The sequence below is a fragment of the Micromonospora xinjiangensis genome, assembly GCF_056150165.1.
Genome location: NZ_JAXCFO010000002.1, coordinates 165,416 through 177,844, shown reverse-complemented (window position 1 = coordinate 177,844; position 12,429 = coordinate 165,416). Strand labels below are relative to the sequence as shown.

Annotated in this window: 10 protein-coding genes; 4 read left to right on the top strand and 6 right to left on the bottom strand. The window is 71.9% G+C overall.

Annotation, left to right across the window (positions count from 1 at the left end):
* Positions 1-58 precede the first annotated feature (58 nt).
* From SM573_RS07580 to disA, 3 genes are all read left to right on the top strand, one after another.
* Positions 59-811: a hypothetical protein gene (locus tag SM573_RS07580; RefSeq protein WP_474611342.1), complete on the top strand. Its 753-nt coding sequence runs from the start codon at positions 59-61 to the stop codon at positions 809-811.
* Positions 812-923: 112 nt separating this feature from the next.
* A complete protein-coding gene (radA, locus tag SM573_RS07575) occupies positions 924-2,381 on the top strand; it encodes a DNA repair protein RadA (protein WP_474615807.1) in 1,458 nt (485 codons plus the stop codon).
* 120 nt (positions 2,382-2,501) lie between these two features.
* Positions 2,502-3,677, top strand: coding sequence for a DNA integrity scanning diadenylate cyclase DisA (gene disA / locus SM573_RS07570; protein ID WP_076467388.1), 1,176 nt, complete (start codon positions 2,502-2,504; stop codon positions 3,675-3,677).
* 83 nt (positions 3,678-3,760) lie between these two features.
* On the opposite strand, the gene SM573_RS07565 is transcribed toward disA, so the two are convergent.
* The 3 genes from SM573_RS07565 to SM573_RS07555 all read right to left on the bottom strand — a co-directional run bounded on the left by SM573_RS07565 (position 3,761) and on the right by SM573_RS07555 (position 5,692).
* Positions 3,761-4,480, bottom strand: coding sequence for a hypothetical protein (locus tag SM573_RS07565; RefSeq protein WP_474611344.1), 720 nt, complete (start codon positions 4,478-4,480; stop codon positions 3,761-3,763).
* Positions 4,481-4,586: 106 nt separating this feature from the next.
* Complete coding sequence (locus SM573_RS07560; protein ID WP_474611345.1) at positions 4,587-5,183, bottom strand: peptide deformylase; 597 nt, start codon at positions 5,181-5,183, stop codon at positions 4,587-4,589.
* Positions 5,180-5,692, bottom strand: a complete 513-nt coding sequence (locus SM573_RS07555) for a glycine cleavage system transcriptional repressor (RefSeq protein ID WP_474615806.1) — start codon at positions 5,690-5,692, stop codon at positions 5,180-5,182. The genes SM573_RS07560 and SM573_RS07555 overlap by 4 nt, the downstream gene beginning before the upstream one ends.
* Positions 5,693-5,788: 96 nt before the next feature.
* Here SM573_RS07555 and SM573_RS07550 point away from each other — a divergent pair, with 96 nt between their 5' ends.
* Positions 5,789-6,700 (top strand): HhH-GPD family protein, encoded by a 912-nt coding sequence (locus SM573_RS07550; RefSeq protein ID WP_474611347.1) that lies wholly within the window; start codon positions 5,789-5,791, stop codon positions 6,698-6,700.
* Between the two features lie 601 nt (positions 6,701-7,301).
* Here SM573_RS07550 and SM573_RS07545 read toward each other — a convergent pair.
* From SM573_RS07545 to lysS, 3 genes are all read right to left on the bottom strand, one after another.
* A complete protein-coding gene (locus tag SM573_RS07545) occupies positions 7,302-9,839 on the bottom strand; it encodes an ATP-dependent Clp protease ATP-binding subunit (RefSeq protein ID WP_474611348.1) in 2,538 nt (845 codons plus the stop codon).
* Between the two features lie 540 nt (positions 9,840-10,379).
* Entirely contained in the window at positions 10,380-10,724 is a 345-nt protein-coding gene (locus SM573_RS07540; protein WP_474611349.1) for a histone-like nucleoid-structuring protein Lsr2, read from the bottom strand.
* A gap of 116 nt (positions 10,725-10,840) precedes the next feature.
* Entirely contained in the window at positions 10,841-12,349 is a 1,509-nt protein-coding gene (lysS, locus tag SM573_RS07535; protein ID WP_474611350.1) for a lysine--tRNA ligase, read from the bottom strand.
* Positions 12,350-12,429 lie beyond the last annotated feature (80 nt).

Sequence of the window (12,429 nt, the reverse complement as noted above, 5' to 3'; positions counted from 1 at the left end):
GGCATGGCCACCGTGCCCGGCGTGAGTACCGGGTGTGATCGTGACGAGGAGGACCGACGTGACGCGCTCGATCAGGGGTTCCCGGCGGGCAGCCCTGCTGCTGTCCGGGGTGGCCGCGGCCACGAGCCTGCTGCTGTCCGGGTGCGGCGCCGGCCAGATCTCGGAGACCGCCAACAAGGTGCCGTCGGTCCAGGGCGTCAACATCGAGAACGAGAACGGCCAGCTCGCGGTGCGTGGCCTGCTGATCGAGTTCCCGGGCGTCGAGGGTTACCGGGCCGGCGAGAACGCCCTGCTCAACGCGGTGATCTACAACGACTCCAAGGAGCCGGTCACGGTCACCGTCACCAGCGAGAACGCCCGCGAGGTGCGGATCACCGGCGGTGGCGGCTCGGCCAGCCCGAGCCCGTCGGAGTCCCCCTCCGAGTCGCCGTCGGCGACCCCGTCCGGCTCGACCTCGCCCAGCGGCTCGGCCTCCGCCACGCCGTCGGGCTCCGCGAGCGCCACGCCGTCCGGCTCGGCCAGCCCGACGCCGTCGGCCACTCCGGCCGGCGAGCCCGCGCGGATCGAGATCGCCCCGCTCAGCTACGTCCAGCTGAACAAGGAGTCCGGCCGCCTGCTCGAGCTGGTGGGCCTCAACGAGGCACTGCTCTCCGGCCAGAACGTGATCGTCCGGTTCGACTTCGGCAACGGCACGGTCGTCACCGGTCCGGCCCCCGTCGCGGTGCCGTTCACCCCGCCGGCCCCGCCGTCGCCGATCGTGGAGCGCGAGGGCGGCTACGGCGAAGAGGGCGGCGCCGGGCACGCCGGCTGACCCCGAACGACCTTCCGGAACACCCCGGCGTGGTGAGGACCACGCCGGGGTGTTTCGTCATCAACGGGCGGGGCGACGGCATTCGGTCGTACGGCCGGGCTAGCGTCCTGGTGTGACGACCTCCCGATCCACCTCCGCCCGGGGCGGCGCGGCGACCGGCACGCGCGGTCGTGCCACCGGCCGGGACCCTCGCCCCGCCTACGAGTGCGACGCCTGCGGCCACCAGCCGCCGAAGTGGGTGGGGCGCTGCCCCGAGTGCGGCGAGTGGGGTTCCGTGGTCGAGAGCACGGTCACCGGGCCGACGGTCTCCGGCCGCGTGGTCAGCTCGCGGATGCCGGCGGAGCCGGCCCGCCCGATCGCCACGATCAGCGCGGCGCCCGCCCGGGCGCGTCCCACCGGGGTCAGCGAACTCGACCGGGTGCTCGGCGGCGGTCTGGTGCCCGGCGCGGTCGTGCTGCTGGCCGGCGAGCCGGGGGTGGGCAAGTCCACCCTGCTGCTCGACGTGGCCCAGCAGTGGGCCGCGGGGGCCGGCAGCCCCTCGCTGGTGGTCAGCGGCGAGGAGTCGGTCAGCCAGGTGCGGCTGCGGGCCGAGCGGATGGGCACCCTCCACGACCAGCTCTACCTGGCCGCCGAGAGCGACCTGAGCGCGGTGCTCGGCCACCTCGACGCGGTCAAGCCCGGGCTGCTGGTCCTCGACTCGGTGCAGACGATCTCGATGCCGGGCACCGAGGGGGTGCCGGGCGGCGTCACCCAGGTGCGCGCGGTCACCGCCGCCCTGGTCTCCGTCGCCAAGGAGCGCGGCATCGCCACCGTGCTGGTCGGGCACGTCACCAAGGACGGCCAGGTGGCCGGCCCCCGGGTGCTGGAGCACCTGGTCGACGTGGTGCTCCACTTCGAGGGCGACAAGCACTCCTCGCTGCGGATGGTGCGCGGCGTCAAGAACCGGTTCGGCGCGGCCGACGAGGTCGGCTGCTTCGAGATGCACGAGGGGGGCATCAGCAGCCTCGCCGACCCCTCCGGTCTCTTCCTGACCCGCTACTCGGAGCCGGTGCCGGGCACCTGCGTCACGGTGGCGATGGAGGGGCGGCGGGCGCTCGTCACCGAGGTGCAGGCGCTGATCGGCGCGACGGTGGCCGGCTCGCCCCGCCGCACAATCTCCGGGCTCGACTCGGCCCGCCTCGCGATGGTGTTGGCCGTGCTGCAACGGCGCGCCGAACGGCTCACCCTGCACGATCGGGAGGTGTTCGCGGCCACCGTGGGCGGCATCCGCGTGGTCGAGCCGGCGGCCGACCTGGCGGTCGCTCTCGCGGTCGCCTCCGGCGGGCTCAACCTGGCCATCGCACCGCACCTGGTGGCGATCGGCGAGGTCGGCCTGACCGGCGAGGTGCGGCGGGTCGGGGCGGTGCCGCGCCGGCTCGCGGAGGCCGCGCGGCTCGGTTTCCGGGTCGCGCTCGTGCCGCCCGGTTGCGGGCCCGAATCGACAGGTGTGGTCGCGGAGCAGATGCGGGTGATGGAGGTCACCGATGTCCGGTCGGCTCTCCAGTGTGCGGCGCGCGCGTCGGCGGAGTGACCGACGGTGGTGGCGTGCGCGGGCGATACCGGACACGGAGCCACGGGCCGGGCACGGCATCGTGACACATCACAGTAACCACGAGAGCACCCACCGCACGGCAGTCCGTAGACTGTGCCCGTGCCGATCGACCGCGATACCACCAAGCCTGCCGGCGCGACGCCCCACGCCCGCACCGGCGCCGTGGGCTCGCCGGCCCGTCCGATCAGCGTGAACGTGACCGGCGGTGCCGCGGGCGACCCGTTGCGCGCCAACCTGGCACTGATGGCGCCCGGCACCGCCCTGCGCGACGGGCTCGAACGCATCCTGCGGGGCCGTACGGGCGCCCTGATCGTTCTCGGCTACGACAAGGTCGTCGAAGGGCTCTGCACCGGCGGGTTCCCGCTCGACGTCGAGTTCTCCGCCACCCGCATCCGCGAGCTGTGCAAGATGGACGGGGCGGTGGTGCTCTCCAGCGACGGCACCCGCATCGTCCGAGCGGCGGTGCACCTGATGCCCGACCCGTCCATCCCGACGGAGGAGTCCGGCACCCGGCACCGCACGGCGGAGCGGGTGGCGCGGCAGACCGGCTACCCGGTCATCTCCGTCAGCCAGTCCATGCGGATCATCAGCCTCTACGTCAACGGCCAGCGGCACGTGCTGGACGACTCGGCGGCCATCCTCTCCCGGGCCAACCAGGCGCTGGCCACCCTCGAGCGCTACAAGCTCCGGCTCGACGAGGTCTCCGGCACCCTCTCCGCGCTGGAGATCGAGGACCTGGTCACCGTACGGGACGCGGTGGCCGTGGTGCAGCGGCTGGAGATGGTCCGCCGGATCGCCGACGAGATCGCCGGCTACGTGGTCGAGCTGGGCACCGACGGCCGGCTGCTGGCACTCCAGCTCGACGAGCTGATGGCGGGCGTCGACGCCGACCGCACCCTGGTCATCCGGGACTACCTCCCCGCCGGTCGCAAGTCGCGCACCCTCGACGAGGCGCTGGTCGAGCTGGACCTGCTCGGCGCCACCGAGCTCATCGACCTGGTCTCGGTCGCCAAGGCGATCGGCTACCCGGCCGCCTCCGACGCGCTGGACGCCGCTGTCAGCCCACGGGGCTTCCGGCTGCTGGCCAAGGTGCCGCGGCTGCCGGCCGCGGTCGTGGACCGGCTGGTGCTGCACTTCGGCAGCCTCCAGCGGCTGCTCGGCGCGACTGTGGAGGATCTGCAGGCGGTCGAGGGTGTCGGCGACGCCCGGGCGCGCGGCGTGCGGGAAGGCCTCTCCCGGCTCGCCGAGGCGTCGATCCTCGAACGGTACGTCTGAGCGGTCGCCCCACCCTCCCCGGGCGGCCAGGCCAGGTCGGCCGTCGCATCCGCCTCGCCGTCGGCGGGGAACGGCCGGTCGGGTCAGCCGGTGATGGTCAGCTTCGTCGGCTCGCTGAGCTTCGTGTGGACCCGGGCGAACACCTGGTAGGTGCCGGGCGGCACGGCCGGACCGCTCGCCACCCCGTTGGCGCACCGGCTGGCGTCCTGACCGTTCCAGGTCACCTGGAACTGCTGCTCGTCGTTAGGGCGGAACGACTGCATGTTCGAGCCCTTGGCGGTGCCGCAGGTGTCGGAGGACCAGATCTTCTCCGCGCCGGACTTGATGAACAGCTCCTGGAGGTCGGCGCCGACGTCGCGGCTGCACGTCCGGTCGGACTTGTTCTTGATCTTCAGCTGGAGATCGACCGGGCTGCCGCTGCGCACCGTGGCGGGCAGGGCCACCGCGATGACGCTGATCTCGGCGTCGGTGCAGCTTCCGTCACCGGCCACGCCGCCGACGGGTGCCACCGGTGGGGCCTGGCTCTGCGAGGCGGGAGCTTCGTCGGGCTCCTCCTCCCCACCGCCCGGCGCCTCCGACGCCTCGGGCGGCGGCGAGCCGGTCTGTGGGGTGAGCAACGACTGTGTCGGGCTCGGGCTCACCGACGACGTCGGGCTGGAATTCGCCCGAGGTTTTTCGTCGCCGTTACCCGACCCGGTGCACGAGTAGAGCAGGACAACCAGGAAGAGAAGCCCCGCTCCGAGTACGACGGCGCGACGCCGCCAGTAAACGGCGGGTGGCAGGGGGCCGACCGTCAGACGCATGATGCCCCCACCGTAGCGGCGCACGGGCCCGGTCGCGCGGCGCGACGCGCCGGAAGCTTCACCGGCGGCCGCACCGCACCGTCCACTGTCGACCGGTCGGGTGCGGTCAGAGATACACCTTGCGCTGATAGATGGCGTGGGCCCCGGCCACCCGGTCGAGGAAGAGCAGGCCGGCACAGTGGTCGATCTCGTGCTGGAGAGCGCGCGCCTCGAAGCCGTCGGTGACCAGCCGGACCTTCGCGCCGGTGCCCGGCAGCTCACCCTCGACCACGAGCCGGCTGGCCCGCTTCACGTCCCCCGTCAGGTCCGGCACCGACATGCAGCCCTCACGCCCCGCCTTCCACCGCGTCGCCTCCACCACGCGGGCGTTGCACAGCGCGAAGGTGCCGTGCACCGTGACCGCCTTCGGGTGCCCCGTCACGTCCACCGCGAAGACCTGGGCGCCGACACCCACCTGCGGCGCCGCCAGGCCGACGCAGCCGGGCGAGACGCGCATGGTGGCGATCAGGTCCGCGGCGAGCCGTACGGTCTCCGCCGAGGTCGGGTCGACGGCGCCGCCGGCCCGGCTGAGGACCGCGTGCGGCGCCGCGACCACCGGCCGCACCTCGCCCGGCACCCCCAACGCCTCCGGTGACCAGCCGCCGAGACCCGCGTACTCCTCGGCCTCCCGGACCGCGTCCGGTTCGCCCTGCGCGCCGCTCACAGCAGATCCGAATCCGCCGGCCGCAGGGTGACCTCGACGCCCAGCTCGGCGGCGGCCCGGTCCAGTCGACCGGCCAGCTCGCCGGCGCTCCCCGGTGGCAGGTCGACCTCCGCGACCACCACGTAGAGCGTGCCGGCCAGCCGCGTGCTGAGATCCGTCACGTTACCCCCGGCGTCCGCGATGACCCGGGTCATCGCGGCGACGATGCCCAGCCGGTCGGCACCGTGCACGGCCATCACGTAAGGCTCACCACCCGACGTCGCGCCGCCGTCCGGCGTCACCGCTCGCACGGTCGCCAGCAGTTGCCCGCCCGCGGCGACGGGCGCCAACGCCGCCTCGACCTCGGCGGCGGACGGGCCCACACAGATCAGGGTCATCGCGAAGTGCCCCCGTAAGCGGGTCATCGTGCTGTCGGTGAGGTTCGCACCCAACCGGGCGAGCGCCTCGGCCACGTCGGCGACGATGCCCGGCCGGTCCCGGCCGATGACGGTGATGGCGAGCTCGTTCATCCGGGCATTCTGCCCGATCCGTCGGCGGCTCCCGAGCCGCCCCGCCCGGACCGCCCACGCTGCGGGAACACCACCCGTGACATCATCGGCGGCACGATGACTGAGCCGACGTTCGCCACCCTGGTCAGCCGCTGGTACTCCGAGAACGCCCGCGACCTGCCGTGGCGCAAACCGGACGCGGGCGCGTGGGCCATCCTGGTCAGCGAGGTGATGCTCCAGCAGACGCCGGTCGTGCGGGTGCTGCCCGCGTACGAGGCGTGGCTGGCCCGCTGGCCCGTCCCCGCCGCGCTGGCCGCCGACAGCCCGGCCGAGGCGATCCGGATGTGGGGCCGGCTCGGCTATCCGCGAAGGGCGTTGCGGCTGCGGGAGTGCGCCGTGGCGATCGTCGAGCGGCACGGCGGGGAGGTGCCGGACCGGTTGGACCAGCTGTTGGCGCTGCCGGGGGTGGGGACGTACACGGCCCGGGCGGTCGCCGCGTTCGCGTACGGGCAGCGGCATCCGGTCGTCGACACCAACGTGCGCCGCGTGGTGTGCCGAGCCGTCGTCGGCGAGCCCGACGCCGGGCCGGCCACCCGCCCGACGGACCTCGTCGCCACCGAGGCGCTGCTACCCGACGAACCGGCCGCCGCGGCGCTGGCCAGCGCCGCCTTCATGGAACTGGGAGCGGTCATCTGCACCGCCCGCTCCCCGCGCTGCGACCGCTGCCCCGTGGCGGCGATCTGCGCCTGGCGGGCGTCCGGGCAGGAAGCACCGACCGGCCCCACCCGGCGACCGCAGCGGTACGCGGGCACCGACCGCCAGGTACGCGGCCTGCTCCTCGGCGTCCTGCGCGAGGCGACCGGCCCGGTGCCCCGGCAGCGGCTCGACCAGGTGTGGACCGACGAAGCCCAGCGCGCACGAGCGCTCGCCGGCCTCGTCCAGGACGGCCTCGTGGAGCCCGTCGGCGCCGACTCGTACCGCCTCGTCGGTGACGGCCCGTCGCTGCCCGCTCCCGCCCTCCCGCACTGACGACACCCCCCCGGCCCCAACCCCCGGCCCCACACCGGGCGGAGCCGCTGAGGGCCCAACTTCCCGGAAGTCGTGGCCTCCCGCACCACCTGAGGGCCCAACTCCCAGGACGTTGTCCCTCCCAGCCCTCGACACACGGCCTTCCGGCCGGATGGGGAGGGGAACCTCCCCGGCCGCGCGCACTACTTCGGGGAACGGCCGCGCGCACTACTTCTGGGAAGTTGTCGTCTCCTGCGTCGCTGAGGGGACTACTTCCAGGAAATGGTGGCCTCCGCCCGCGTTGTGCCGGCCGCGGCCGGCCGGCGGGACGACCGCCCGCGCGCCGGAGTGGCGAGGAAGCCCCGGGCGCGCACCTGACGGCGCGGAGCGCCCGGACGCGCCCTGGTGCCGCGGACGCCTCGCTAAGGGGCGGCGCGGGGGGCCGAGCGTGCAGGGCGGCACGGGCAACCCGAACACGCAGGGCGGCGTGGTGCCGGAGGGGCGGTCCGTTGAACGCCGCCCTCGCCCATGGGCACACCCCGGCGAGGGATGCCCGGGACGGCAAAAGGCGGGGCCCCGGTGGCTCGCGCCACCGGGGCCCCGCCCTTCGTGCCTCTGTCCGTTACGCCGCGTCGTCCGCGCCCGCGGCGGCGGTGCCGCCGAGGTCGGCCGGGACGGCGTCCGGCACGGTGACCGGCTTGTCCGCGCCCCGGAAGACGAGCTTGGACTTGTCGATGTTGTTCGGATCGCCCTCGCAGTCCACCACCACGATCTGACCCGGGGTCAGCTCGTTGAAGAGGATCCGCTCGGACAGGTTGTCCTCGATGTCGCGCTGGATCGTGCGACGCAGCGGACGCGCACCGAGCACCGGGTCGAAGCCCTTGGTCGCCAGGTACTTCTTGGCGTTGTCGGTCAGCTCCAGGCCCATGTCCTTGTTCTTCAGCTGGGTCTCGATGCGGGCGACCATGATGTCGACGATCGACAGGATCTCCTGCTGACGCAGCTGGTGGAAGACGATCGTGTCGTCGATCCGGTTGAGGAACTCAGGACGGAAGTGCTGCTTGAGCTCGTCGTTGACCTTCTGCTTCATCCGGTCGTAGTTGGACTCGGAGTCCTCCGACGCCTGGAAGCCGAGCGACACCGCCTTGGCCACGTCGCGCGTGCCCAGGTTGGTGGTCAGGATGATGACCGTGTTCTTGAAGTCCACGATCCGACCCTGACCGTCGGTGAGCCGACCGTCCTCCAGGATCTGGAGCAGCGTGTTGAACACGTCCGGGTGGGCCTTCTCGATCTCGTCGAAGAGGACCACCGAGAACGGCCGACGCCGCACCTTCTCGGTCAGCTGCCCGCCCTCGTCGTAGCCGACGTAGCCGGGAGGGGCACCCACCAGCCGGGAGACCGTGTAGCGGTCGTGGAACTCGGACATGTCCAGCTGGATGAGGGCGTCCTCGCTGCCGAACAGGAACTCGGCGAGCGCCTTGGACAGCTCGGTCTTACCGACGCCGGACGGACCGGCGAAGATGAACGAGCCCGACGGGCGCTTCGGGTCCTTCAGGCCGGCGCGGGTACGCCGGATCGCCTTGGACACCGCCTTGACCGCGTCCTCCTGGCCGATGACGCGCTTGTGCAGCTCGTCCTCCATGCGCAGCAGGCGCGAGGTCTCCTCCTCGGTCAGCTTGTAGACCGGGATGCCGGTCCAGTTGCCGAGCACCTCGGCGATCTGCTCGTCGTCGACCTCGCTGACGACGTCCAGGTCACCGGCCTTCCACTCCTTCTCCCGCTGCGCCTTCTGGCCGAGGAGCTGCTTCTCCTTGTCGCGCAGCTGGGCGGCCCGCTCGAAGTCCTGCGCGTCGATCGCGGACTCCTTGTCGCGGCGGACCTGGGCGATCCGCTCGTCGAAGTCGCGCAGGTCTGGCGGCGCGGTCATCCGGCGGATCCGCATCCGGGCGCCGGCCTCGTCGATCAGGTCGATCGCCTTGTCCGGCAGGAAGCGGTCGGAGATGTAGCGGTCGGCCAGGGTGGCGGCGGCCACCAGGGCGGCGTCGGTGATGCTCACCCGGTGGTGTGCCTCGTAGCGGTCGCGCAGGCCCTTGAGGATCTCGATGGTGTGGGCCAGCGACGGCTCACCCACCTGGATCGGCTGGAAGCGGCGCTCGAGAGCGGCGTCCTTCTCCAGGTGCTTGCGGTACTCGTCGAGGGTGGTGGCGCCGATGGTCTGCAGCTCACCACGGGCCAGCATCGGCTTGAGGATGCTCGCCGCGTCGATCGCGCCCTCGGCGGCACCCGCACCCACCAGGGTGTGGATCTCGTCGATGAAGAGGATGATGTCGCCGCGCGTGCGGATCTCCTTGAGCACCTTCTTGAGGCGCTCCTCGAAGTCACCGCGGTAGCGGGAACCGGCGACCAGGGCGCCGAGGTCGAGCGTGTAGAGCTGCTTGTCCTTCAGCGTCTCGGGCACCTCGCCCTTGATGATCTTCTGGGACAGCCCCTCCACCACGGCGGTCTTGCCGACGCCGGGCTCACCGATCAGGACCGGGTTGTTCTTGGTGCGGCGGGAGAGCACCTGCATGACCCGCTCGATTTCCTTCTCGCGCCCGATGACCGGGTCGAGCTTGCCCTCGCGGGCGGCCTGGGTCAGGTTACGGCCGAACTGGTCCAGCACGAGGCTGGTGGACGGCGCGGCCTCACCCGACGCGGCACCCGCCGCGGCCGGCTCCTTGCCCTGGTAGCCGGAGAGCAGCTGGATCACCTGCTGGCGGACCCGGTTGAGGTCCGCACCGAGCTTGACCAGCACCTGGGCGGCGACACCCTCACCCTCGCGGATCAGACCGAGCAGGATGTGCTCCGTGCCGATGTAGTTGTGGCCGAGCTGCAGCGCCTCACGCAGCGACAGCTCCAGCACCTTCTTGGCCCGCGGCGTGAACGGGATGTGCCCGCTCGGCGCCTGCTGGCCCTGGCCGATGATCTCCTCGACCTGCTGCCGGACGCCCTCCAGCGAGATGCCGAGGCTCTCCAGAGCCTTGGCGGCGACGCCCTCGCCCTCGTGGATCAGGCCCAGCAGGATGTGCTCCGTACCGATGTAGTTGTGGTTGAGCATCCGGGCCTCTTCCTGGGCCAGGACGACAACCCGTCGCGCTCGGTCGGTGAACCGCTCGAACATGCCCTCGTGCTCCTCACGTGCCGTGCGCCTTGATGGTCAAGATCTTGGCGGGGCCGGTGCCTGGACGTCCGGGACGGGCGTCCGTGCCTCATTACTCTATCGCCGCGGACCGACTCAGCTCAGGTCGTGTGTCTCCGGCAGGAGCCGCGTACGCGTCGTTTTGCACAACCGTGCGCGCTCAGGAGGTGTTCCGGTAGCTCCAGCGCTACGCGCAGAGCGAAATTCTCCCCGCCGGCCGGAAGGCGCTCCGCCGGCCGGATCCGCGTCGGCGCGGCCCCTTGACGGGCCGCCCGGAGTCATCCACAGGCTGTGGACGGAATCTCCACCGGTTGTGGACAACGCCGCCCGCCGGGTGTTTCTTCCCGCGCCCGGCGCCGGATCACGGACGTCCGGGCCGTTCGAGGGGCCCGCGCCCTCCGGGCGCGTCCGGCCGCCCGGGCGCTCCCGGCTACTTCCGGGACCGCCCGTACCCCGAAAAAGCGGCGACGCCGGCCCGGAGGAAGCTCCGGTCCGGCGTCGGGTCGCCACTGATCGCCTCGGTCAGCGCCGGGCGTGGTACTCGTCCACGATCTCCTGGGGAATACGGCCCCGGTCGGAGATGTCCTTGCCGGCCTTCTTGGCCCACTCGCGGATCGCCCGGTTCTGCTCCCGGTCGGCCGTCGCGCCGCCCCGGCCCCGCGCCGCCCGGCCACCGACCACCACGCCGCCCCGACCAACCTTGGTGCCCGCCGCCACGTACGGCGCGAATACGTCACGCAATTTCTCGGCGTTGGCACTCGACAGGTCGATCTCGTACTGAACGCCGTCCAGCGCGAACTTGACCGTCTCGTCCGCGTCCCCGCCGTCCAGGTCATCGACCAGCTTGTGAATGATCTGCTTGGCCACGTCCCACATTCCTTTCGAGCAGGGTGCTCTGCTCCTGCTAACTCAGAGCACAATAACCCGTACGGCGCACATCGCGTCAATAGGATGCGGTATGACGACCCGGCGGCGGTGGTCGACTACTCCGGGCGCACCAACGGGAACAGGATGGTTTCCCGAATTCCGAGCCCGGTCAGCGCCATCAAGAGCCGGTCGATTCCCATTCCCATACCGCCGGCCGGCGGCATTCCATACTCCATCGCACGAAGAAAGTCCTCGTCGAGGCGCATCGCCTCGTCGTCGCCGCGGGCCGCGAGCTGCGCCTGGGCCACCAGACGCTCCCGCTGCACGACCGGGTCGACCAGCTCCGAGTACGCGGTGCCCAGCTCGAAGCCGAGCACGTAGAGGTCCCACTTCTCGGCCAGCCCCGGCTCGGCGCGGTGGGCGCGGGTGAGCGGGCTGGTCTCCACCGGGTAGTCGCGGACGAACGTCGGCTCCTGCAGGCCCGGGACGACCAGCTCCTCGAACAGCTCCTCGGCCAGCTTGCCCGGGCCCCACTTCGGGTCGACGGCCAATCCCACCTTGTCGGCGTACTCGACGAGACGGGCATGCTCGGTGCGGACGGTCACTTCCTCGCCGAGTGCCTCGGAAAGCACCCCGAACAGGGTCACCGACCGCCACTCGCCACCCAGGTCGAACTCCCGACCATCGGCGTGGGTGACCACGGTCGAGCCGCCGACGGCGATCGCCGCCTGCTGCACGAGATTTCGGGTCAGCTCCGCCATGGTGTTGTAGTCGCCGTACGCCTGGTAGGTCTCCAGCATCGCGAACTCGGGTGAGTGCGAAGAGTCGACGCCCTCATTCCGGAAGTTGCGGTTGATCTCGAAGACCCGGTCGACACCGCCGACCACGGCGCGCTTCAGAAACAGTTCCGGCGCGATTCGCAGATACAGATCGGTGTTCAACGCATTGCTGTGGGTCACGAATGGGCGGGCCGCCGCGCCGCCGTGCAGCAGTTGGAGCATCGGCGTCTCGACCTCGATGAAGCCCCGCTCGTGCAGGGAATCGCGCAGGCTGCGTACGGCGGCCGCCCGGGTACGGACCATCTGCCGTGCCTGCGGGCGGACGATCAGGTCGACGTAGCGCTGCCGGACGCGGGCCTCCTCGGAGAGGGGCTTGTGTGCCACCGGCAGCGGACGCAGCGACTTGGCGGTGACGGCCCACTCCTCGACCAGCACGGAGAGCTCACCCCGCCGGCTGGTGATCACCTCACCGGTCACACCGACGTGGTCGCCGAGGTCGATCAGGCGCTTCCAGTCCTCCAGCCGCTCCGGCCCGACCCGGTCCAGGGAGAGCATCGCCTGCAGTTCGGTGCCGTCCCCGTCCCGCAGGGTGGCGAAGCAGAGCTTCCCCGTGTTCCGTACGAAGATCACCCGGCCGGTGACCGACACCCGGTCGCCGGTGGCCGTGTCGGTCGGCAGGTCGCCGTAGCGGGCGCGCACCTCGGCGAGGGTGGCCGTCCGGGGGTACCCGACCGGATAGGGCTCCACGCCCTCGGCGAGCATCCGGTCCCGCTTCTCCCGGCGGACCTTCATCTGCTCCGGAAGGTCGTCGGCGGGGTCCACTGGCAGGGCGTTCTGCTCGGTCACGGCATGCTTCCTCGTCACGAGATACGGGGGGTCACGCCCGAGCGTACTCAAGCGCCCAGGGGGGCGTTACCGGATAACCT